Source organism: Bradyrhizobium genosp. A (assembly GCF_049949275.1).
In the GTDB taxonomy this organism is placed as follows: Bacteria; Pseudomonadota; Alphaproteobacteria; order Rhizobiales; family Xanthobacteraceae; genus Bradyrhizobium.
The window spans coordinates 5,710,514-5,733,136 of sequence record NZ_CP188196.1; the positions used below are offsets into that span (position 1 = coordinate 5,710,514).

General features: G+C 63.9%; 22 protein-coding genes. 10 read left to right on the forward strand and 12 right to left on the reverse strand.

Annotated elements, in window-relative coordinates; genetic code table 11:
* Genes flgG through flgH form a run of 3 tightly spaced genes read left to right on the forward strand, consistent with a single transcriptional unit; the run spans position 1 to position 2,707 of the window.
* Entirely contained in the window at positions 1–789 is a 789-nt protein-coding gene (gene flgG / locus ACP2YP_RS26800) for a flagellar basal-body rod protein FlgG (protein WP_426419261.1), read from the forward strand.
* 10 nt (positions 790–799) lie between these two features.
* On the forward strand, positions 800–1,933 hold the full coding sequence (gene flgA, locus ACP2YP_RS26805; protein WP_426419262.1) for a flagellar basal body P-ring formation chaperone FlgA: 1,134 nt from the start codon (positions 800–802) through the stop codon (positions 1,931–1,933).
* 9 nt (positions 1,934–1,942) lie between these two features.
* Complete coding sequence (gene flgH, locus ACP2YP_RS26810; RefSeq protein WP_426419263.1) at positions 1,943–2,707, forward strand: flagellar basal body L-ring protein FlgH; 765 nt, start codon at positions 1,943–1,945, stop codon at positions 2,705–2,707.
* A 257-nt stretch (positions 2,708–2,964) separates the two neighbouring features.
* On the opposite strand, the gene ACP2YP_RS26815 is transcribed toward flgH, so the two are convergent.
* Together ACP2YP_RS26815 and ACP2YP_RS26820 are read right to left on the reverse strand one after the other, a co-directional pair.
* Positions 2,965–3,744: a 2-keto-4-pentenoate hydratase gene (locus tag ACP2YP_RS26815; RefSeq protein WP_426419264.1), complete on the reverse strand. Its 780-nt coding sequence runs from the start codon at positions 3,742–3,744 to the stop codon at positions 2,965–2,967.
* A gap of 78 nt (positions 3,745–3,822) precedes the next feature.
* Positions 3,823–4,851, reverse strand: coding sequence for an SDR family oxidoreductase (locus tag ACP2YP_RS26820; protein ID WP_426419265.1), 1,029 nt, complete (start codon positions 4,849–4,851; stop codon positions 3,823–3,825).
* Between the two features lie 92 nt (positions 4,852–4,943).
* On the opposite strand from ACP2YP_RS26820, the gene ACP2YP_RS26825 reads away from it, so the two are divergent.
* Positions 4,944–5,342 (forward strand): winged helix-turn-helix transcriptional regulator, encoded by a 399-nt coding sequence (locus ACP2YP_RS26825; protein WP_426419266.1) that lies wholly within the window; start codon positions 4,944–4,946, stop codon positions 5,340–5,342.
* Between the two features lie 283 nt (positions 5,343–5,625).
* Here ACP2YP_RS26825 and dksA read toward each other — a convergent pair whose 3' ends face one another.
* Both dksA and ACP2YP_RS26835 read right to left on the reverse strand, forming a co-directional pair.
* Positions 5,626–5,991: an RNA polymerase-binding protein DksA gene (gene dksA, locus ACP2YP_RS26830; protein WP_008142458.1), complete on the reverse strand. Its 366-nt coding sequence runs from the start codon at positions 5,989–5,991 to the stop codon at positions 5,626–5,628.
* A 213-nt stretch (positions 5,992–6,204) separates the two neighbouring features.
* Entirely contained in the window at positions 6,205–6,816 is a 612-nt protein-coding gene (locus tag ACP2YP_RS26835; RefSeq protein ID WP_426419267.1) for an NAD(P)-dependent oxidoreductase, read from the reverse strand.
* Positions 6,817–6,971: 155 nt separating this feature from the next.
* On the opposite strand from ACP2YP_RS26835, the gene ACP2YP_RS26840 reads away from it, so the two are divergent.
* Positions 6,972–7,340, forward strand: a complete 369-nt coding sequence (locus tag ACP2YP_RS26840; protein WP_426419268.1) for a winged helix-turn-helix transcriptional regulator — start codon at positions 6,972–6,974, stop codon at positions 7,338–7,340.
* Positions 7,341–7,511: 171 nt separating this feature from the next.
* On the opposite strand, the gene ACP2YP_RS26845 is transcribed toward ACP2YP_RS26840, so the two are convergent.
* The gene (locus ACP2YP_RS26845; protein ID WP_426419269.1) at positions 7,512–7,925 is read right to left on the reverse strand and encodes a flagellar assembly protein FliX; all 414 of its coding nucleotides are present in this window, start codon (positions 7,923–7,925) and stop codon (positions 7,512–7,514) included.
* Between the two features lie 269 nt (positions 7,926–8,194).
* Between ACP2YP_RS26845 and ACP2YP_RS26850 the strand changes: the two genes are divergently transcribed.
* The 4 genes from ACP2YP_RS26850 (at position 8,195) to ACP2YP_RS26865 (ending at position 10,728) form a co-directional block, all read left to right on the forward strand.
* The gene (locus ACP2YP_RS26850; RefSeq protein WP_426419270.1) at positions 8,195–9,331 is read left to right on the forward strand and encodes a flagellar basal body P-ring protein FlgI; all 1,137 of its coding nucleotides are present in this window, start codon (positions 8,195–8,197) and stop codon (positions 9,329–9,331) included.
* Complete coding sequence (gene flgJ / locus ACP2YP_RS26855) at positions 9,331–9,699, forward strand: flagellar assembly peptidoglycan hydrolase FlgJ (RefSeq protein WP_426419271.1); 369 nt, start codon at positions 9,331–9,333, stop codon at positions 9,697–9,699. Before ACP2YP_RS26850 ends, flgJ begins: the two co-directional genes overlap by 1 nt.
* 11 nt (positions 9,700–9,710) lie before the next feature.
* The gene (locus ACP2YP_RS26860) at positions 9,711–10,208 is read left to right on the forward strand and encodes a hypothetical protein (RefSeq protein WP_426419272.1); all 498 of its coding nucleotides are present in this window, start codon (positions 9,711–9,713) and stop codon (positions 10,206–10,208) included.
* A 160-nt stretch (positions 10,209–10,368) separates the two neighbouring features.
* The gene (locus ACP2YP_RS26865) at positions 10,369–10,728 is read left to right on the forward strand and encodes a hypothetical protein (protein WP_426419273.1); all 360 of its coding nucleotides are present in this window, start codon (positions 10,369–10,371) and stop codon (positions 10,726–10,728) included.
* A 14-nt stretch (positions 10,729–10,742) separates the two neighbouring features.
* Here the strand turns inward: ACP2YP_RS26865 and ACP2YP_RS26870 are convergent, their stop codons facing one another.
* From ACP2YP_RS26870 to ACP2YP_RS26890, 5 genes are all read right to left on the reverse strand, one after another.
* Complete coding sequence (locus ACP2YP_RS26870; protein WP_426419274.1) at positions 10,743–11,111, reverse strand: hypothetical protein; 369 nt, start codon at positions 11,109–11,111, stop codon at positions 10,743–10,745.
* 12 nt (positions 11,112–11,123) lie between these two features.
* Positions 11,124–11,492, reverse strand: a complete 369-nt coding sequence (gene flaF, locus ACP2YP_RS26875) for a flagellar biosynthesis regulator FlaF (protein ID WP_027534793.1) — start codon at positions 11,490–11,492, stop codon at positions 11,124–11,126.
* A gap of 292 nt (positions 11,493–11,784) precedes the next feature.
* A complete protein-coding gene (locus ACP2YP_RS26880; RefSeq protein ID WP_426419275.1) occupies positions 11,785–14,025 on the reverse strand; it encodes a DUF1522 domain-containing protein in 2,241 nt (746 codons plus the stop codon).
* Between the two features lie 244 nt (positions 14,026–14,269).
* Positions 14,270–16,510: a DUF1522 domain-containing protein gene (locus ACP2YP_RS26885; protein WP_426419276.1), complete on the reverse strand. Its 2,241-nt coding sequence runs from the start codon at positions 16,508–16,510 to the stop codon at positions 14,270–14,272.
* Positions 16,511–16,830: 320 nt separating this feature from the next.
* Positions 16,831–19,071, reverse strand: a complete 2,241-nt coding sequence (locus tag ACP2YP_RS26890) for a DUF1522 domain-containing protein (protein ID WP_426419277.1) — start codon at positions 19,069–19,071, stop codon at positions 16,831–16,833.
* 324 nt (positions 19,072–19,395) lie between these two features.
* On the opposite strand from ACP2YP_RS26890, the gene flbT reads away from it, so the two are divergent.
* A complete protein-coding gene (flbT, locus tag ACP2YP_RS26895) occupies positions 19,396–19,821 on the forward strand; it encodes a flagellar biosynthesis repressor FlbT (RefSeq protein ID WP_426419278.1) in 426 nt (141 codons plus the stop codon).
* Positions 19,822–19,892: 71 nt separating this feature from the next.
* On the opposite strand, the gene ACP2YP_RS26900 is transcribed toward flbT, so the two are convergent.
* Both ACP2YP_RS26900 and ACP2YP_RS26905 read right to left on the reverse strand, forming a co-directional pair.
* Complete coding sequence (locus ACP2YP_RS26900) at positions 19,893–21,389, reverse strand: pyridoxal phosphate-dependent decarboxylase family protein (protein ID WP_426419279.1); 1,497 nt, start codon at positions 21,387–21,389, stop codon at positions 19,893–19,895.
* A complete protein-coding gene (locus tag ACP2YP_RS26905) occupies positions 21,386–22,621 on the reverse strand; it encodes an ATP-grasp domain-containing protein (protein ID WP_426419280.1) in 1,236 nt (411 codons plus the stop codon). Before ACP2YP_RS26905 ends, ACP2YP_RS26900 begins: the two co-directional genes overlap by 4 nt.
* Between the last annotated feature and the right edge of the window lie 2 nt (positions 22,622–22,623).

Here is a 22,623-nt window from a genome sequence, read left to right on the forward strand (position 1 = left end):
ATGCAAGCGCTCCACACCGCTGCGACCGGAATGGCGGCACAGGAACTGAACGTTCAGGTGATCTCCAACAACATCGCCAACCTGCGCACCACCGGCTTCAAGAAGCAGACCGCGGCGTTCCAGGACCTGATCTACGAGCACATCCGCCGCGTCGGCGCGCAGGCCTCGGACCAGGGCACCATCGTGCCGGTCGGCGTCGACATCGGCGGCGGCGTCAAGACCGTCGGCACCCCCCGCAGCATGACGCAGGGCACGCTGTCGCAGACCGGCAACGACCTCGATCTCGCGATGTCCGGCGAAGGCTTCTTCAAGATCCTGATGCCTGACGGCACCTACCAGTACACCCGCGACGGCACCTTCCAGATGGACAACCAGGGCCGCGTCGTCACCGCGCAGGGCAACCCGGTGCAGCCGACCATCACGATCCCGAACAACGCCTCGGGCATCACCGTCAACGAGCAGGGCCAGGTGTCGGTGACGCTGCCGGGCTCGTCGAGCAACACCATTCTCGGCCAGATCGGCGTGACCCGTTTCATCAACAAGGCGGGACTGCAGCCGGTCGGCAGCAACCAGTTCACCGAGACGACGTCGTCCGGCGCGCCGCAGGACGGCACCGCGAACTCCGAAGGCTACGGCAAGATCACGCAAGGAAGCCTCGAACAGGCCAATGTCGACGTCGTCTCGGAGATGAGCGACCTGATCGCCGCGCAGCGCGCCTACGAGATGAACGCCAAGGTGATCAGCGCCGCCGACCAGATGATGCAATCGACCACGGCGCTGTTCCGCTGAGGTGATGATCATGATCCGCACCACGCTCATTACCCTCTCCGCCCTGCTCGTGCTGGCGCTGCCGGCGCAGGCCGCCGACGACGGCATCGCGGCGCCGACGCTGCGCGCCAGCGTCACGGTCAGCTCGGACGTGGTTCGGGTCGGCGACCTCATCGACAATGCCGGCTCGGCCGCGCTGATCCCGGTCTATCGCTCGCCCGACCTCGGCACCACCGGCGCGCTGCCGGTCGCCCAGGTCCTGAGTGTGCTCCGCGCCAAGCAGGTGATCGGCGTGATGACCGGCGACATCAGGGAAGTCCAGGTCACGCGGCTTGCCCGCACGCTCGCCAACAAGGATCTCGAAAACGCAGTCGCCTCCGCGCTCGAGCGCCGCTTCGGCCTTGGCGAGGCCGCCAATATCGCCGTGACCTTCGACCGCGGCGTTTCCGACATGCGGCTCGATGCCTCCAACACCGGCGCGCTGCAGCCGGTCGCGACGCGCTACGACGCCCGCAGCGGCCGCTTCGATCTCGCCTTCGAGATCAACAACGACAGCAACCCGGCGCCGACCAAGCTGCGCTTGACCGGCACTGCGATCGAGACCGTGGAAGTCGCCGTCCTGACCCGCGACGTCGAACGCACCGAGACGCTGAAATCCTCCGACGTCGCGCAGGAGCGACGGCCAAAGGCCGAAGTGACGGGCGAGCCTACACTGCGCGACCGTGCCGTCGGTATGCAGCTTCGCCGGCCGATGCGCGCCGGCACGCCGATCCGCTCCGCCGACATCGCCAAGCCCGAATTCGTGTCGCGCGACCAGAGCGTCACCGTCATCTACCAGGTCCCGGGGATTTATCTCACCACCCGCGGCAAGGCGATCGAGAGTGGCGCCGAGGGCGACACCGTGAGCGTCCTCAATTTGCAGACCAAGCGTACGCTGAGCGGCGTCGTCACCGGCCGCGGCCAGGTGACCGTGCTGGGCGCCAGCCAGTCCGCGCCGATGCCGGCTGCGGTCGAGCAGACCTCCTCGCTCAGGCGTGACGAAGCGCCTGCCCCCGTCGACACTGATGCCCTCGTCCGGAACCTGGTCCAGGCCCCCGCGTCGCCGGCCCAGATCGCACAAGCCCAGATCCCGCAAGCTCGCGTCTCGCAAGCTCAGGCAAAGTAAGAGTAAGTCATGTCCGCTTTCAGTTCGGCTTCCCGTCTTCGTCGCATCGCGGTTTCCGGCATACTGCTGGCAACCTGCGCGCTGGCAAGCGGCTGCTCCTCGATCGACCGCCTGTCGCAGATCGGCGAGCAACCCAAGCTCACTGCGATCGAAAACCCGACGACGCAGCCCGGCTACAAGCCGGTGCAGATGCCGATGCCCAAGCCGGAAGTCGCCTCCTACAATCCGAACTCGCTATGGCGCAACGGCAGCCGCGCCTTCTTCAAGGACCAGCGCGCGACCCATGTCGGCGACCTCCTGACGGTGACGGTGAACATCACCGACAAGGCCAACCTCTCCAACGAGACCCAGCGCAGCCGCACCAATAAGGAAGATTCCGGCGTCACCGACTTCATCGGCGCCAAAACGATCACGCAGGCCAACAAGATCCTCCCCGGCCGCATCCTCACCGCCGATTCCACCGCTTCCAGCGATGGCAAGGGCAGCGTGCAGCGCACGGAAGCCTTGCAGACCAACGTCGCCGCGGTCGTGACCCAGGTGCTGCCGAACGGCAACCTCGTCGTCGAAGGCAAGCAGGAGATCCGCGTCAACTACGAGATCCGCGAGCTCGTGGTCGCCGGCATCGTCCGCCCCGAAGACATCCAGAGCGACAACACCATCGATTCCAGCAAGATCGCGCAGGCCCGCATCGCCTATGGCGGCCGCGGCCAGATCACGGATGTGCAGCAGCCGCGCTACGGCCAGCAAGTCATGGACGTGCTGCTGCCCTTCTAGCCTTCTCCCGAGCTCCCACATCGTGTTCGCGAACCTAGGCGCGAACGACGATGTACGACGCGGCCCTCGCTAGCTCCCCTGGCGAGGGCCGCATGTATTTTGGCGATGGCGGCAGCGTACAGCGAATCAGCTCCGCGCAATTGTAGCGACGCCGTTGGCTCAGACGCCGTCATTGCGAGCGCAGCGAAGCAATCCAGTCTTGCCGCGGAGGGATTCTGGATTGCTTCGCTTCGCTCGCAATGACGACGGAGAGGTCCTCACGTAAACTCCGCCTCCACCACGCCCAGCCCATCGAGCTCCATCCGCACCTTGTCGCCGGCCTTCAGCCACAGCGTCTTCACCAGGCTGCCGGTCAGCACGAGCTGTCCCGCATGCAGACCCCTGCCGTCGGCGGCGAGGTGGTTGGCGAGCCAGGCGAGCGCGTTGTGGGGATGGCCGAGCACGTCGGCGCCGGTGCCGTGGCTGACCTCCTCGCCGTTGACGAGGGCGCGGCCCTTGACCGCCTTCAGGTCCGGCACCGACGAGCGCGGAACGGAGGCGCCCAGCACGCAGCCGGCGGCAAAGAAATCATCCGCAATCAGCGTCGGCGCGCCCATCGTCTCCCATTTCACGTAGCGGTCGTCGACGATCTCGATAGCGGGATGATAGGCCTCGACGGCCTCGCCAACCCATTCGGCGGTGAACGGTGCCTCGCCGGGGGCGAGGTTGCGCTTCAGGCGCACGGCGATCTCGCATTCGACGCCGACACGGACATAGTCGGAGGCCGCGAGCTTGACGCCGCTGTCGTGCACGCCCTTCTGGAACACGCCACCGCCGCAGGGGTGCGGGATGCCGATGTACTCCTGCATGACCTGGCTGGTGCAGCCGATCTTGTAGCCGACCAGTGGCCCCACATTCTTCAAAAGGAGATCATGCAGCGCGCGCTGGACTTGATAGCCCTCGGCTTCGTCATCAGGCGGAACCTCGAGCGCCGTGAGCGGCGCATGGTTGCGGCGCGCCAGCGCGATCGCCTTTGCGGCTTCGAGAATTTTGTCCATCGGCGCCGCCTCCTACGCATCACAATCAAGGGCGGCAGTGGAGCATCCCCGCCGGGGCGTGACAAGCGCGGTTGGTTCTCAGGCCTTGACCAGGCCGAGCCGGATCAGGCTCTCGGCCGTGGCGAGGATCGCCTCATCGTTGGAACGGGGCTGCCAGCCGAGTACCGACCTCGCCTTGGCGCTGGTGGAATGCCTGACGCGCCCGAGCATCGGCACGACCGCCTGCAGCAGGGAAACCCGGCGCGCGGCGAGCCGCACCAGCCAGTCCGGGGCTTGGAGCCGCGGAACCCGGCGCGCCCGCGATCCCAGTTCCCGCCGCAGCACCTTGCCGATGTCGAGGATCGACAGCGTCTCGCCGGAGACCGCGATGAAGCGCTCGCCTTTGGCTTCCGGCGCGATCATCGCCCGCAAATGCAGGTCGGCGACGTCGCGCACGTCGACGACGCCGAAATAAACCCGCGGCACCGCCGGCATGGCACCGTCGAGCAGCGATTTGACGATCTCGATCGACCCGGAGAAATCCGGCCCCAGCACCGGGCCGAAAATCCCGGCAGGATTGATCACCGACAATTCAAGCCCGCCGCCCTCGCGCGCGATGAAATCCCAGGCCGCCCGCTCGGCCAGCGTTTTGGATTTCGGGTATGGCTGCACATCCGCGCCATCGAGATTGGTCCAGTCGGTCTCATTGAACGGCTTGTCCCTTGGCGGGTGGCCGTAGCCGATCGCAGCCACCGAGGACGTGATGACGACCCGCTTGACGCCGGCGTCCCGCGCCGCGCGCAGCACCCGCAGCGTGCCGTCGCGGGCCGGGACGATCATCTCGTTCTCGTCCTTGGGCACGCTGGTCGACAGCGGCGAGGCGACATGGAGCACGTAGTCGCAGCCCGCGACCGCCGCCTGCCAGCCCTCGTCCGCCGTGAGATCCGCGGTGAAGAAGGAGAGGCTCTCGGGCGACGCCGCCCCGCCCTCGCGCAGCATGGCCAACACATCGGCTTGCCGGTCCGGCCGGCGCACCGTCGTTCGCACCGCATGACCGGCGGCCAGAAGCTGCAGGACGACATGGATGCCGACGAAGCCGGATCCGCCGGTGACCAGAACAGTGCTCATTGCCAAATTCCCCTCATTGCGCCGGCCGGCATTGGTTCCGCCACCCAGCTCAAGGCCGCATCTGGTCACTATCTCCGGAGGGAACAAGTAGAATGGATTTCGAGACCGGTATGGAAAACCTGACCAGCGTTTGCGACGGCGACTGCGATTGCAGCCCGGACCCCACCCTGCTCGCCAATTTCAAGCGCGCCATCCATGCGCTCGGCGGCAAATGGAAACTGGAGATCCTGTTCGCGCTGATGAACGGCGCGGTTCGTTTCGGCGCGTTGCGGCGGTCGATCGGCGGCATCACCCAGCACATGCTGACCACGCAGCTGCGCGAGCTCGAGCAGGACGGGCTGGTGTCGCGCACCGCCTTCGCGGAGAAGCCGTTGCGGGTCGAATACGAGCTGACGGATGCGGCTTACGGCCTGCTGCCGGCGTTTAAGGAAATATTGAGCTGGTCCAGGCTTTATGGCGATGCACGCCTTGCAGCGTCGCATGAAGCCTGATTGCAGCGAAACTTGATGCTGCATGATCAGTGTCTCAGCATCCGAGGCGATCTCGTTGATGCGACTCGCAAAACCTCCCGCGCTTGAAGTGAAGGCTGTTTCTCATGTGAACTCACGTGAGCTTGCAGGAACTGGCTCTAGCCCATTGATCGCGAGTCATTTTTCGTGATGGCGCTCGCGCGTTGAAGCGCGCGGCGGCAAGCGTCAGGCAAAATACCAACCACGGCGCGAAGCGGCGCCTTGCGTCCCAAAAACAAAGAGCCGCATCACTGCGGCTCGGACTCTATTCGTCGCGATAGACCTTCTCGCGTTTCTCGTGGCGCTCCTGCGCTTCCACCGAGAGCGTCGCGATGGGCCGGGCCTCGAGCCGTTTCAACGAGATCGGCTCGCCGGTATCCTCGCAATACCCGTAGGTGTTGTCCTCGATACGCTGGAGCGCGGCGTCGATCTTGGCGATCAACTTGCGCTGGCGGTCGCGGGCGCGGAGTTCGATGGCGCGGTCGGTTTCGGACGATGCCCGATCGGCGAGATCGGGGTGGTTCACGTTCTCCTCCTGCAGTGCCTGCAGGGTGAGCTTGGACTCTTTGAGGATCTCATCCTTCCAGGCGAGGAGCTTCATACGGAAGTACTCCTTCTGCCGGTCGTTCATGAAAGGCTCTTTTTCGGTCGGTCGGTAGTTTTTCAACTTTTCCAAGGGCGGCCTATCTGTCTAAGCAACGACTCGCACGGAACAGGGTCCGTTGAGCCGGGGCTTATATAGCTACCCCATGTGACAGACAATATTTCCTTAATGGCGCAGTTACCGCCCCCAAGCCCTTGCACAGGAAGGTTTATCCGTGAGAACCCGGGGGCGGCCAAAGGCCTAGTAGCCGACCGTGAAGCGCTGCCTCAGATGGGCCGGCTTCTCGATCTCGTCGGCGAGCGCGATGGCGTAATCGGCGAAGCTGATCCAGCTCTTGCCGTTCGCATCTGCGAGAAGCTGGTCAGTGCCGAGCCGGAACTTGGTGGTCCGTTCCCCCTCGATGAACAGCGCCGAGGGCGAGAGGAAAGTCCAGTTCAGCTCCTTTTCCTGCCGCAGCAGGTCGAGAAAGGCCCCACCCGCCTCAGCCTCGGCCTTGTATTGGGCAGGAAAACCGGGGGTTGTGACCAGTTTGACGCCGGGCGCGACCTCCAAACTGCCGGCACCGCCGACGATCAGGTAACGTCCGACCTTGGAGTCCTTGGCCGCGCCGATCAGCTTGCGCGGGTCGCTCGCCAGGAAGTGGACGGAACTTACCGCAACGTCATGCCCGGCCCAGAGTTTGGTCAGACCGGCCTGATCGAGCACGTCGCCCTTGGTCGGCGTGACGTTCGTCAGGCCTGCGATTTTCTCCAGGTTCCGGGCGATGGCGGTGACGCCATGGCCGCGGCGGGACAGTTCCTTGGTGATTTCCGAACCGGCCCGGCCCGAGGCACCGGCAACTGCGATTTTCATGGAAGGCTCCTTTTTGTGGTAACTAGCAGATACTAGATATCTCAAGGGATGCTGGTGTTAAGAGAGCACTTTGTGCTTACCTGATTACGCAGGAGTAACCAGCAAGAGAAGCCAGCAAGAGAAGCCGGCAAGCTGAAAGGAGCGCGAGAACCAAGATGAAAGCAAACGTCTATGCTGCCAATTGCCCGACGCGCCAGATCCTCGATCGCGTCGGCGACAAATGGGCCGTGCTGATCCTGTTGCTGCTGCGCGAGGAGCCGATGCGCTTCAATCAGTTGCGCCGCACGATTGAAGGCATCTCACAGAAGATGCTGAGCCAGGTTCTCAAGTCGCTCGAACGCGACGGCCTGATCAAGCGCCGCGCCATCGCGACCGTGCCGGTGACGGTTGAATATTCGATCACGCAGCTCGGCCTGACACTCGCCGCCGCGGTCGATCCATTGCGCGATTGGGCCGAGGAAAATCTGAAAGACGTGCTCGCCGCCCAGCGCCGCTACGACGCGCAGCAGGAGGAAGCGGCCTAGAGCAAACCCGGATCCGTCATCCTGAGGTGCGAGCAGCGCGGTGCGCAGCACCGTGCAGTGAGCCTCGAAGGATGAACGGCCGTGATGTGGCGACCTCGTAGTGCCAGCAGCCGGGCCGTCGCCCTTCGAGGGCCGCTGAAGAAGCGGCCACCTCAGGGTGACGGATAACGACTACGCCCGCCCGGCCTTGGCCAGCTCGACCTCGACGCGCAGCTCGATCTCGGAGAGCACGGAATCGAGACCGGGATCACCGGAGGACGATTTCAGGTTCGCGGCCGCATCGCGCAGCCGCATCACGGTCGACGCATCGAGATTGCCGGACAGGAGTCCCATCTTGAGATCGTCGAGCACGTCGAGCGCAGTCTTGCCGCGGGCGACCGAGCGCTTGCGGCGTTCGACCGGATCTTCCTCGATGCCTTGCAGCGCGAGTAGCGCATCGATGTTGGCGGAGGCCTTGGGCGCGGCCGCGCTGCGCGTCTCCTGCGCCGACGAGGTGTCGGGCAGCACGAAGGTGCCGGAGCTCGTTCGCCTGGCCTGGCTGGCCGGCGTTCCAAGCGTGGTGCCATTCGGTCCGTAGATGCGCATCGGAGCAATCCGGGTGATCGATGCGCCACATTCGCCGCTCTATGGTTAACGGGGCGTAAACGGCCCGGCAAAATCTGCCGACAGGCGGCAGTTTCGCTCCTTAGGGCGAATGCCGGCTGGCGCCGATCCGAAGAGATTTATTCAACCTATTCAATCGCCTAACCGCTCTGCCCCGCGTTGGCACAGCGCTCGCAAGGAAAGCGTCGGACCAGCTCGTCATGGGAGTGTCGCAGATGGTCCAAGATGTGAGGAGCCTCGGGGAGCAGAGGATGCCAGGCGTTCGTTGGGTGAAGATTCTTAGCGGGGTTTTTGGGGTGGCCTGCGCCGCGCTGTCAGCGCTGGCGCTCTCGGCTGCCGCTGCAAACGCGACCTCGCGCATCAAGGATCTCGCCAATATCGAAGGCGTGCGGCAGAACCAGCTCATCGGCTACGGCCTCGTCGTCGGCCTCAGCGGCACCGGCGACACCCTCAACAACATCCCCTTCACCAAGCAGTCGCTGCAAGCGATGCTCGAGCGCATGGGCGTCAACATCCGCGGCGCCACCATCCGCACCGGCAACGTCGCCGCCGTGATGGTAACAGGCAATCTGCCGGCCTTCGCGACGCAAGGCACGCGCATGGACGTCACCGTCTCCGCGCTTGGCGACGCCAAAGACCTGCGCGGCGGCACCCTGCTCGTTACCCCGCTCCTCGGCGCCGACGGCAACGTCTATGCGGTGGCACAGGGATCGCTCGCCATCTCCGGCTTCCAGGCCGAGGGCGAAGCGGCGAAAATCGTGCGCGGCGTTCCGACGGTGGGCCGCATCGCCAACGGCGCCATCATCGAGCGCGAGATCGAGTTCGCGCTGAACCGGCTGCCGAACGTGCGGCTCGCACTGCGCAACGCCGATTTCACCACAGCCAAGCGCATTGCGGCTGCGATCAACGACTATCTCGGCGTCAAGAGCGCCGAGCCGATCGATCCCTCGACGGTGCAGCTGACGATTCCGCCGGAGTTCAAGGGCAACGTGGTCGCCTTCCTGACCGAGATCGAACAACTCCAGGTCGATCCGGATCTCGCCGCCAAGATCATCATCGACGAGCGCTCGGGCATCATCGTGATGGGCCGCGACGTCCGCGTCGCCACCGTCGCGGTTGCGCAAGGCAATCTCACGGTCACGATCTCCGAGAGCCCGCAGGTCAGCCAGCCCAATCCGCTATCGCGTGGCCGGACCGTGGTCACGCCGCGCTCTAGCGTCGGCGTCACCGAGGACGGCAAGAAGTTCGCCGTCGTCAAGGACGGCGTCTCGCTGCAGCAGCTCGTCGACGGCCTCAACGGCCTCGGCATCGGCCCGCGCGACCTCATCAGCATCCTCCAGGCGATCAAGGCCGCCGGCGCGATCGAAGCCGACATCGAGGTGATGTGATGCACATCAACACGACCACCTCCACCGCTGTCGCCAACCCGGCCTTCTCGGTGGAGAGCCGCAACGGGCGGCCCGACTTCGAGCTCGCCGCCGCGCTTCAGAAGGTCTCGCCACAGGTGCAGACCAAGGCGCAGAAGACCGCCACCGATTTCGAGGGCATGTTCCTCAACAGCATGTTCGCGCAGATGACCTCGGGCCTGAAAGGCGAAGGCCCGTTCGGCGATACGCCGGGCACCGGCGTCTGGCGCTCGATGCTGACCGAGCAATATTCCAAGAACTTCGCCAGCGCCGGTGGCGTCGGCGTCGCCCGCGACGTCTACCGTACGCTGATCATCCAGCAGGCGAAAACCACTCTTCGGACGGCATAAGGTCAAACGAGATGAACCATTTCAGCGCGTCACGTCAGCCGATGCCCGCACAGCGCCCGAACAACACGCCCGCGAGCGCCGCAGCGCGCAAGCTCGCCGAGGACCTGATGGACGCGATGAGCGCCCTGCTCGGCCTGATCGAGCGCGAGACCGAGCTGGTCCGCGCCGGCAAGGTCCGCGAGGCGATGACGCTCGAAAGCCAGAAGCAGGAGCTGTCGCGGCGTTACGTCGGTGCTGTCAACCAGTTGAAGGCGAACCAGGCCCAGCTTTCGAAATCGGCGCCCGAGCTGCTCTCGACGCTGCACCGCCACCACGACGCCTTCCGCGCCATGCTTCAGGTCAATCTCACCGTGCTCGCGACCGCGCATGCGGTCTCCGAGAGCGTCGTGCGCGGCGTCAATGCCGAGATCCAGAAGCGCAACGTGCCGAACACCTACACGGCGGCGGGACGCCGCGCCACGCCGGGCCCGCGTCACATCACGCCGCTCGCGGTCAGCCGCACGCTCTGAGCCCAGACGAAGAACTCCAGCCAATTTTACGAAAAACCGCGCGGCGAAAGCATCGCGCGGTTAGTCACGTTTCCTTACCGGATATTCAATCCCGGTGTTCCATGGTTGCGTATTGAGAGGGGTTGGGATTTGACTCGCACAAGGCAACCAGGAGGCTGCCATGAGTACAGATTTCAGCATCAGGCCGGTGGGGATACCGGCCCCCGTACAGATCGTCACGACGTCGAATTCGGCGGCGAACGATGCCGTGCAAACCGATTTGCCGGTGAGCCAGACCGTCGCCGCGAGCGATACGATCGCGGCTGCGAGCAATGATCTGCAGAGCAATGCCAACATCTCGCGCCAGGTCGTGTTCGATCAGGCGTCCGCATCCATGGTCTTCCAGGTCGTCAACGACCGGACCGACGCCGTGGTCAATCAGTTCCCGGACGAGGCGATGCTGCGCCGGCGAGCCTATTTCCACGCACTGGATTTGAAGTCGGAGCCTTCGCGTCCGCTCAACACGGACCTCAGCGCTTAAAGAACGCCTGCCGATCAGCTGTCGTGCGTGGCCTGCGCGGTATCGAGATAAGTCGAACCGGTCGCGGGATCAGTGACGGCGTTCTTGATCTGCGCCGTGCCGGTATTGGTCAGTGTGAACTTCGTGTTGCCGAAGCGAAACGACGAATCCTTGATCAGAACCTGCTGATACTGCGACGTGCCTTCGCTTTGATAGTGGATCTGGGCGCGAAACCCGTTCACCTGCGAAATGTTGAGCGAGAATTTCTTGCCGTCTGGATAGGTGCCGCTCCAGTTGCCCTGGTACAGCGAGGAGTCGACCGCAACGTATTTGGACGAGCCCGACGTGCTCGAGAGGGCGTTGGACTTATACGCGGTCGACAAAATGCTCATGATGTCGGACATCACGAGGCTCCGTCACGGCCGGCCGGACAGACCGGCAGCGATGTTGCGGTTGATCTCGATCAGCGGGCGGAAGTGATCGAACTGCGGGCTCATCTGCAGCGCCGCGGTCTGGCTCAGCACGAACACGCTGATGTTGGCGATCTTCTGCCGGACGTCGAGCGGCTGCGGGTTATTCTCGCGCATCGCTTCGCTGAGGAAAATCGTCCAGAGCTTGCGGTTGAACATCAGCGCCTGCGTGGTCTGCTCGCTGAAGGGGTCAGCGGCATTGATCGCGTCCTGGAGCTTGTTGGCTGCCTTCAGCAAGGTTTGCGCCTCGACGTCACGAGGAGATGCGGTGGTCGTTGCAACACGCGCGTAGGCCGAGGCAGCGGAATTCGACATCAATCACACCTTGGAGGTTACCTAGCCCGTTGAACGCGCTTAAGGATTTCTTTCCCAACCTAGGCAGCACGGCTTAAGATTTGCTTACGTGTGTGCTTGGAAGCACTCCGGATTATTACGGGTTACAGCGGCTTCCGTTATCGCAAGGCTAGTCGTGCGCACGCACGCTGTAAACGTGCTTCGCATGATGCAAGACGATCTGAGCTAATCTTGTCTTAGCGATCTCCATCAAAAGAACGGCGGGGCATTAGCCCCGCCGCGATATTTCGAGGTTTGATCTTGCGCTGTCAAATTAGCGGAGCAGCTGCAGCACGCTCTGCTGCGACTGGTTGGCGAGCGACAGCGCGGAGACCGCGATCGACTGGCGGGTCGACAGCGCCTGGCTGTTGGCCGCTTCCTCGTTGGTGTCGGCGAGCGTCAGGTTGGACGAACCGGTTTGCAACACGTTGATCAGGTTCTTGGAGAAGTCCTGGCGCACCTGCACGATCGACAGGTTCGAGCCCAGCGAGGACCCTTCCGAGCGCAGCGTGCTCGAGGCCGCATTCAGGCTGGCCAGCACCTTGTTGGTGGCACCGTTGTCGATGAAATCGACGCCGTTGACGAGGTTGCTGAGACCGAGGCCGGCCGCATTGAACACCACGCCGTTGATGCCGAGCGTCGAGCTGCCGGTCTCGTTGAAGACGAGCTTCAGCGTGTCGCCGTTGAGCAGGTTGACGCCGTTGAACGAGGAGTCCTGCGAGGTGGTGTCGATCTGTGCCAGGATGTTGTTGAACTGGCTGACCAGGTTGGAGCGCGCCGTCTGCGCGACGGGATCCTGGATCGGCGGCTGCGCGGTCGTGAAAGCAACCGTGCCAGTGATCGTGCCACCGACGACGCCGCCGGCGGTCACCGAGCCGAGCGTCGAGGACGCGTATTCGTTGACGGTGGTGATCGTGAGCACGCCGTTGGCGTCGATCGTCGCGGTCAGGTGGTTGGCCTGAAGCTGGTTGTTGAGCTGATCGAGCGTCTTGACGGTGCCGTTGGTGCCGTCGCCGAAGGTGACGTTCACGGGCGTGCCGCCGTTGAAGGAGGTGAAGGTCAGCGTCTTGCCCGAGATGCTGCCTGCGCCCGGCGCGCGACCCGCGGTGAAGGCGGTGCCGGTGCCTGTGGGACCGGTCAGACCGAACGAGGACAGCGCGTTGCCCGTTCCGGTGATCGACAGGTCTGCCGTGGTACCGGTGCTGAGTTTGAGAGCGCCGTTCACGACCGAGGATAGCGACGAACCGCTCGCCGCAACCACGGCGCCGCCGCTGACGATGCCGGCACCGGACGCCAGGTCGATCGCGTTCAGCGAATCCTGAACATTTCCGCCCTGAAGATAGACGACGGAGTTGCCGTTATTGTCCGTCACGATGTTGCCGATCTTGGTGGACCCCGTCGGAGCGGCAGCAGGGACGGCCGCGTTCTTGAACGTGACCGTCTTGCCGTCCACATTGAGCGTGGAGCCGTCCTGAACAAGCGTGCCCAGCGTCGCCGAGGTCGTCAGGCGCGCCTTGGTCACACTGACATTGCCGGAGCCGGTCGCGGTCGTCAGACCGAGCGCCTTGAGGAAGTCGGCCTTGCCGGTGATGCTGAGGTCGGCGCCCGTGCCGGTGGTGAGGGTGAGCTGGCCGCCGGCGATATTGGCGTTGGCGCCTGACGAGTTCGACAGCGTCGCGGTGCCGCCCGTGATGGCCGCCTTTTGCACGCCGCTTGCGAGGTCGATCGCATCCGTTACGTCCTGGACGGTTGCGGCCGGGGCAGCGTTCGTGCCGAGGTAGACGGTCGAGTTGCCATTGCCGTCGGTGACGACGTTGTTGTTTTTGCCTGAGCCGACAGGAACATTGGCCACCGCCGGCGCAGCGCCAGCCCTGAACGTGATGGTCTTGCCGTCGACGACGAGCACATCGCCGTCCGACGGAGCGCCGTTCGTGGCGATGGTGGTCGCGCTGGGCGTGCCGAGCAGGGTGAGACCCGCCGCCAGGCTTGCCGCAGTGCCGGCACCGTCAGGAGCAGCCGAACCGACCAGCGACTGCGAGATGCCGCCCAGCGTGGTCGTGGTGGTGGCCGGAGTCGTGCCGCCAGCGGTACCGTTGGTGACGACATTGCCGGTTGCAGTTGCGTAGGTATAACTCGTCGTGCCGCGAAGATCCGCAGGCGTTGCGCCGGGGATTGTGGTCGAGATGTTCGACTTGGTCGAGTAGCCGACCGTGGTCTGGAGCGCCTGGTTGGCGATCGACTTGGCGCTGTCGATCAGCTTCTGCAGCGAGGTGATGCCAGTGTTGGCGGCCTGGAGAACCTGCACACCGTTGTTGATGCCGTCGAGCAGGTTGCTGATGTCGCTCGCCCGGTTGTCCAGCCCCTGCGCAGTGAAGAAGTTGGTCGGGTTGTCGAGCGCCGTGTTGACCTTCTTGCCGGTCGAGAGGCGCTGCTGCGTCGTGGCCAGCAGGTCGGCCGTCGACTGCAGCGACAACAGGTTCTGGCGAACCGACGCCGAGAGAACGATGTTGGACATTGGCGGGTCTTCCTCTTGAACCGGATACGAATCGGGGCTCGCCGATCTGGAAAGCGGGCTTTTGTCCAGTTTTAGGGGCTGTCCTTTAAAGTATGGTTAACGCCGGTTTAAGGGATAGGGTTAATGCCGGGTTAGCACCCCTCCTCCGCCCGGACTCACGGGCTCTGCGCCGTGCCTGCGCACGCAAAAAAGCGGCGGGACCGAAGCCCCGCCGCCGGATTTACCTTGTGATTTCCGTCGCTTATTAGCGGAGCAGCTGGAGCACGCTCTGCTGCGATGTGTTGGCCAGCGACAGCGCCGAGACCGCGATCGACTGGCGGGTCGACAGTGCCTGGCTGTTGGCCGCTTCCTCGTTGGTGTCGGCCAACGTCAAGTTGGACGAGCCGGTCTGGAGCACGTTGATCAGGTTCTTGTTGAAGTCCTGACGCACCTGCACCACCGACAGGTTCGAACCCAGGGTCGACGCTTCCGAGCGCAGCGTGCTCGAGGCCGCATTGAGGCTGGTGAGCACCCGGTTAGTCGCCGAGTTGTCGATGAAGTCGGTGCCCTGCAACAGGCCGGCCAGACCCAGGCCCTTCGAGTTGAAGGTCACGCCGGTGATGCTCAGGCTCGACTTGGCGGTCTCGTCGAACACCAGCTTGAGCTGGTCGCCGTTGAGCAGGTTGACACCGTTGAAGGACGAGTCAACCGACGTCGTGTCGATCTGCGACAGGATGTTGTTGTACTGGGCAACCAGGTTGGAGCGGGTGGCCTGGGCAACCGGGTCAACAGTCGGCGAGGTCGCGTTCGTCCACGTCAGCGCGGTCGTGATCGTACCGCCGATCGCGCCGCCAGCGACGGCAGAGCCGATCGTCGAGGACGCATAGTCGTTGGTCGCCGAAACCGTGAGGAGACCGTTGGCGTCGATCGTGGCCGACAGGTTGTTCGCTTGGAGCGCCGTGTTGAGCTGATCGAGCGTCTTGACCGTACCGTTGGTGCCATCGCCGAAGGTGACATTGACCGCCGTACCGCCGTTGAAGGAGGCGAAGGTCAACGTCTTGCCCGAGATGCTGCCAGTTGCCGCGGCGCGGCTCGCCGTGAAGGCGGTGCCGGTGCCGGTCGAGCCGGTCAGCCCGAGCGCGGACAGCGCGTTGCCCGAACCGGTGATCGACAGATCTGCGTTCGCACCGGTCGAGATGTTGAGCGCGCCGGCCACGATCGACGAGTTCTTGTCTCCGCTGGTGGTCTGCAAGGCACCACCGGCGCCGGCAGTCTTGACGGTCTGCACACCGGTCGCAAGATCGACGGCGTTCAGAACGTCATTGACGTTGCCGGCCTGGAGGTAAACGGTCGAATTGCCGTTGCCGTCCGTGACCAAATTGCCGACCTGGGTGGAACCCGAGGCGACAGTGGTGGGCGTCGCCGCGTTCTTGAACGTGATCGTCTTGCCGTCCACGTTCAGCGTCGAGCCGTCCTGGATTAAAGTGCCGAGTGTGCCTGCGGCCGTTGAGCGCGCCTGGGTCACATTGACGGTACCGCTGCCCGCTGCCCCGGTCAGGCCTAGGGCCTTCAGGAGGTCGGCCCGGCCAGTGATGCTGAGATCAGCACCGGTACCAGTCGTGAGGGTAAGAACACCACCTGCGCTAACGGAAGCCAAAGTGCCCGAGCCGGCGACGACGACAGTACCACCGGCGTTAAGTTTCCCAGCTCCGGTCGCCAGATCGAACGCATTGAGCAGGTCCTGCACCGTGCCGGTCGGAGACGAGGCACCCGTGTAGACGGTAGAGTTCCCGTTGCCGTCCGTAACGATGTTGCCAATCTTGCTCGAGCCTGTGGGCGCAGCGGTCGGAACATCGGCCGTCTTGAAGGTGATCGTGTGCCCATCGACCGTCAACGTCTCGCCGTCCGAAGGCGCGCCCTTGGCGGCAATGGTTGTCGCTGAGGGGCTACCGGCGAGCGTAAGGCCCGCAGCCAGTTTGGCCGCAGTTCCTGCGCCGTCAGGCGCCGCGGATCCGACCAGCGAAGCGGACCCGCCGCCGAGCGTGGCTGTTCCGGACGCAACGGTGGTACCGCCCGCACTACCGTCGAACACCACGTTCGAGAGCGCGGTCGTGCTGGAATAGGTCGTGGTGCCGCGCAGGTCGGAAGCGGTCGCACCCGCGATCGTGGTCGAGACGTTGGACTTGGTCGAGTAGCCGACCGTGGTCTGGAGCGCCTGGTTGGCGATCGACTTCGCCGAGTCGAGCAGCTTCGACAGCGAGGTGATGCCGGTGTTGGCGGCCTGGAGCACCTGCACGCCGTTGGCGATGCCATCGAGCAGGTTGTTGATGTCGCTGGCGCGGTTGTCGAGCGACTGTGCCGTGAAGAAGTTGGTGGGATTGTCCAGCGCCGTGTTCACCTTCTTGCCGGTCGACAGTCGCGACTGGGTGGTGGCGAGGAGGTCGGCGGTGGACTGGAGGGAAAGCAGGTTCTGACGAACCGACGCAGAGAGAACGATACCGGACATAACTCTTACCCTTCTGGTTTACGCGTCTTCGTTCGATCGCTTCGGATCGAGTGACGCGGACAGCCTGCGCGGACATGGCTAACAAAGGGTGAAACGCGCTTCGCCCGGATAAGCGTCGGTTCACGTAAATCAGCGGTGGACCTTCGCGAGGCCGGAAATCAGACTGAATTCATTGGCGATTTTCTGCGCTTACGCTCCATTAACCATAACCAAGGGTTACTTTTCGGAGCTTGATCAGAGGCACAGCAAATGCCGACGCAAAAAGAAAGCGGCGGGGCCGAAGCCCCGCCGCCATGGCTTGATTGCGATGTCAGCCGCTATTAGCGGAGCAGCTGGAGCACGCTCTGCTGCGACTGGTTGGCCAGCGATAGCGCCGAGACGGCGATCGACTGGCGGGTCGACAGCGCCTGGCTGTTGGCCGCTTCCTCATTAGTGTCGGCCAGCGTCAGGCTGGACGAGCCGGTCTGCAGCACGTTGATCAGGTTCTTGTTGAAGTCCTGACGCACCTGCACCACGGAGAGGTTCGAACCCAAGGTCGAGGCTTCCGAACGCAGCGTGCTCGACGCCGTGTTCAGATTGGCCAGCACCTTGTTGGTCGCGGAGTTGTCGATGAAGTCGGTGCCCTGCACCAGGCCGGCCAGACCCAGACCCTTCGAGTTGAAGGTCACGCCGGTGATGTTCAGATTCGACTTGCCCGTCTCGTCGAACACCAGCTTGAGCTGGTCGCCGTTGAGCAGGTTGACGCCGTTGAACGAAGCATCCAGCGAGGTCGTGTCGATCTGAGTCAGGATGTTGTTGTACTGCGACACCAGGTTGGTACGGGTGGCCTGGGCAACCGCGTCAGCAACCGGCGCGGTAGCGTTCGACCAAGTCAGGGCCGTGGTGATCGTGCCGCCGATGGTACCGCCGGAGGCAGCCGATCCGATCGTCGAGGACGCGTAGTCGTTGGTCGCCGAGACCGTGAGCAGGCCGTTGGCATCGATCGTCGCCGACAGGTTGTTGGCCTGAAGCTGCGTGTTGAGCTGATCGAGCGTCTTGACCGTACCGTTGGTGCCGTCGCCGAAGGTGACATTGACCGCCGTACCACCGTTGAAGGAGGCGAAGGTCAAGGTCTTGCCTGAGATGCCACCTGACGCCGCGGACCGGCTCGCCGTGAAGGCGGTGCCGGTGCCGGTGGAGCCGGTGAGACCGAGCGAGGACAGCGCATTCTTGGTGCCAGTGATCGACAGATCCGCGTTCGCACCGGTCGAGAGGTTGAGCGCGCCGGCCACGACCGAGGAGTTCTTGGCTCCCGCGGTGGTCTGCAAGGCGCCAGAGGCGCCGGCAGTCTTGACGGTCTGCACACCGGTCGCGAGATCGACGGCGCTCAGAACGTCAGAGATCGAACCGGACTGAAGGTAAACGGTGGAGTTGCCATTTCCATCCGTGACCAAATTGCCGACCTTGGTCGAACCCGTTGCGACTGCGGAAGGCGTCGCCGCGTTCGAGAACGTGATCGTCTTGCCGTCCACGTTCAGCGTCGATCCGTCCTGAATCAGGGTTCCGAGCGTCGTGGAGGCGGTGGAACGCGCTTGGGTGACGGTGACGTTGCCGCTGCCCGCCGCGCCCGTCAGACCGAAGGCCTTCAGAAGGTCGGCCCTGCCGGTAATGCTGAGATCAGCGCCGGTACCCGTGTTCAGGGTAACCTTTCCAGCGGCGACACTGTAAGCAGTCGCGCCGGCGCTCAGGGTGGCAGCGCCATTAGAGATCGATACCGACTGAGCTCCGCTGGCAATGTCGATGGCGTTCAGCACATCCGCCGCAGTACCCGTTGCGGCCGTGGCGCCAAGATAGACGGTGGAGTTGCCGTTACCGTCCGTGACGATATTGCCGGTGGCACCGGATCCCGACGGGATACCCGAGGTCGGAACGTCCGCTTTCTTGAAAGTGATCGTATGTCCATCAACGGTCAGCGTTTCGCCATCGGTCGGTGCGCCGTTAGCAGCGATGGTCCCCGCGCCGGCAGTACCGGCCAGCGTCAAGGTGTCGACGAAGGTCGCCGTATTGTCGCCAGCCTTTACCGCGCTGCCGGTCAGCCCAGCCGAAACACCGCCGAGCGTCGTCGATCCAGTCGCAACGGTCGCACCGCCGGCAGTGCCGGAGAACAGCACGTTGGAGAGCGCGGTCGTGCTGGTGTAGGTCGTGGTGCCGCGCAGGTCGGTCGAGGTCGCGCCGGCGATCGTGGTCGAGACGTTCGACTTGGTGGAGTAGCCGACCGTGGTCTGCAGCGCCTGGTTGGCGATCGACTTCGCGGAGTCGAGCAGCTTCTGGAGCGAGGTGATGCCGGTGTTGGCGGCCTGGAGCACCTGCACGCCGTTGGCGATGCCATCGAGCAAATTGTTGATGTCGCTGGCGCGGTTGTCGAGCGACTGTGCGGTGAAGAAGTTGGTGGGGTTGTCGAGCGCCGAGTTCACCTTCTTGCCAGTCGACAGACGGGACTGGGTGGTGGCGAGGAGGTCGGCGGTGGACTGGAGGGAGAGCAGGTTCTGACGAACCGAGGAGGAGAGAACGATACCGGACATACTGTTACCTTTCTGGTAGCTACGCGTCCTGCTTGACCGAGATTGATCAAACGACCGGCGGACGGTTGTGTCCAAGCCTCTAACAATCCGTGAAATGAAATCTCCGGTTTGTCTGCGTCGGGTCCAAAATGCCTCCGGCAAACCTTCGGACCGTGGCGTTTGCCATCTCGCAAGACACTGAAATCGCTTTCTTTTTGAACGCCGTGACCTGTGTTTACGACCCGTTAACCACATTCGGCAAGGATTGGACCCAAATCAGGCGGCCAGCTTTCATTGAAGGGACGCGCGCGCCGCTCGTTACAAAAGCGTTGATGGAGAACAGGCATGGCCCTCAAAGTCGAGCTCAGACCGCACGAACGCATCATTGTCGGTAACTGCGTGATTACCAACACCGACCAGCGCGCCCGCCTCCTGATCGACGGCGAGAACGTGCCGATCCTGCGCGAGCGCGACATCCTCACGCCGGAGACGGCCGATACGCCGGCGAAGCTCGTCTATCTAGCGGTCCAGCTCATGTACATCTCGCCGGATCCGCAGGGCCAGCACGGCACCTATTTCAACCTGGTGCGCGACATCGTCACCGCCGTGCCGAGCGCCTGGCCGATCATCGAAGGCATCAACAACCACATCATGAGCGGCGATCTCTACCGGGCGCTGAAGGATGCCCGCAAGCTGATCGCCTATGAAGACAAGCTGCGGGACCAATACAAGGCCACGCATCCCGAGGGCGACGTCAGCTCCGCCGCCTGATCTCAAGAGCCGCGCAAACGACGACGGCCCCGGATCATCTCCGGGGCCGTTGTCGTGTCAGCGGGTCGCTTCTATTGCGCCGCGAGCGGCGGCGCGTCGACCTCGATCAATCCGCCGGTCCGCTGCGCACCGAACTTGAGCACCGCCGACACCAGCGCGTCGATATCCGTTTCGGCGGTGCGATGATTGACGATCGCGGCACGGATCGCGAACTTGCCGTCCAGCGTCGTGCTTGACGGTGCGGCAATGCCGGACTCCTGGACATCGGCAACAATCTCCCGATTGACCGCATTGCTGGCGCGATAGCGGAAGCAGACGATGTTGAGATTGACCGGCGCAAGCAGCTCGAGCCGGGGCTCGGCGAGCACGCGCGTCTCGAGATATCTTGCAAGCGCGCAGCTGTGCGCGATCACCGCACCCAGCCGGTCGGTGCCGAATGTCTTCAGCGTGAACCACGTCTTCAGCGCGCGGAAGCCGCGCGACAGATCCGGACCGAGATCGCACGGCCAGACGGCACCGGCCGCAAGCCCCCTCGCCTCGCGGCTCAGATAGGCCGCCGGCTGCGCAAAGGCCTGCCGATGCCGTTCGCCGGCACGCACCAGCAGGAAGCCGGCATCATAGGGCACCTGCCCCCATTTGTGGAAATCGAGCGCGATCGAATCCGCGAGCTCGATGCCCTCGAGCAGCGGCGCAAGCTCGGGCGAGAGGATCGCGAGCGCACCGAAGGCGCCATCGACATGAAACCAGATGCCTTCTTCGCGACACAAATCCGCGAGCGCCCTGAGATCGTCGATCGCGCCGATGTCGACGGTGCCGGCCGATGCCGTGACCAGGAACGGCTTGAATCCAAGCTCGCGATCGATCGCAATCTGCGCGCGCAGCGCGGCGACGTCGATGCGATGATCGGCATCGACATCGATCTTGCGCAGCGCGTCGGTGCCGAACCCAGCGATGTCCATCGCGCGGGAGATGCAGCCATGCGCGGCCTTCGACGCGTAGGCCGTGAGCAGCGCGCCGTCATTGCCGACGCCGTGTTGCCGTGCCAGTGCGCCGAGCGCGCTTGTGCGGGCAACCAGCACCGCTATCAGATTGGCCATCGACGTACCGGTGACGAAAATGCCGCTCGCGCCTTGCGGAAAGCCGAACAGGCCGCGCATCCACGCGACGATCTGGCGCTCGACCTCGATCGGCATGTGATCGCGGCCGCCGAGATTGGCATTGAGGCCGGCCGCGAGCATCTCCGCGACCATGCCGACGGCGGTGCCGCCGCCATGCACCCAGCCCATGAAGCCGGGATGAACATTGCCGGTCGCGTAAGGCGCGACGTGCTCGGAGAATTCGCGATAGACCTCGGAGAGATCGGTCGCCTCGCGCGGCACGTCGGTTCGAACAGCCGCGCGAACCTCGTCGGGGATCGGCTGCCATACCGGACGCGCGCGGACATTGGCGATGCCATCGATCGCCTCATCCAGCATGCGATGGGCGAGTGCACGAAACTCGCTCCAGTCCTGCGGATCGAGCGATCCATTCGTGACAGATGCCTGCGTATTGCGGATGATCTCGTTCATGCTGCACCCCCCACACCGGCTTTTGCATGCCGCGACAGCATCGCCGTGAACGCTGCAAATATCTTGCGCATCTGCGGCGGCTTGTACGGAAACACCACCGGCGAATCCATGTTGTGCACGACGGCGGTGTTGTCGGCCTCGAATACCAGAAGCTCGCCGTTCTGGTTCTCGGCGCAATCGACGATGAAATAATCGAGGCCGACGCGCCGGCTCATTTCGTCGAGCGCATTCTTGTGACGTGCTGCGAAGGCGCGATCGAAGTCCTGCATGAAGATGGCTTCTTCAGCGCGCTTCTCCTCACTGAACGCCATATAAGCGTTGAGATACCAGATGTCCCAGCGATCGGCGATCGCCATGTGGCAGGCATAAGGCCTGCCATCGACCATGGTGAGTCGAATCTTGCGATAGAGCCCATCGGGGCTCGCGTAGTTGACGAAACGCGCGACGAAGAAGTCCTGCTCCTGCCGTTCGGCAAGATAGGCCGCGAGCGCCGCGGCATCGTCGATCTTCGCAAGCCCGACGCCGGCATGCGTGCCGCGCGGCCGTGCGATCATCGGAAACTGCAATTCGCCCGAGATCTCCGCGCAAGCGATCCGTCCCTCCGAGAGAGCCGTCAATTGCGCGCGAGTCGCGTTGGCGGTCACGGGAATATCGAGACCGGGGATATCAGCCAGCAACCGATAGAGCTTGTCGCGATCGAGATTGCCGATCAGCTCGGGGCGATTGAGCAGCGGCCGCGGCCAGCGCGGCGCGGCCTCTTGGATCAGGGCCAGCGCCTCGCGGCATTCCTCGGAATCGGATGCGACCACGATGGCAACATCGTGATCAGGCAGCGTTTCCGGCAAGCCGATTGTCTTGGTCACATAGAGCGTCAGGAGCTCGATATCGGAGCCTTCGAGCAAAAATTCGATCGGCGTGTTGCCGCCCATGTCGATGTCGGCCGCAAGCGCAAGCAAGCGCAAGCCCGGCTTCGGCACTGCGGCGGGCGTACGAAATAGTTGGTGGAAGGAGAGCACCTCGGACTGAATCACGAGCCCGGCTTCCTTCTCGCCCATCAGCTGGGCAATCAGCGACAGATCGAGGCCTTCGCCCGCCTGCGCCGTCCCCTCCGCGATCCGCGCCAGCAGGCGCTCGCGCAACGGGTGCAGATCGACACCCTCGAAGGCCTGGCGCGTCAAATGCGCAAAGCCGATACGGTCAGCAAAGTTCGGCGCGGCAAGCGGATGCAACATCT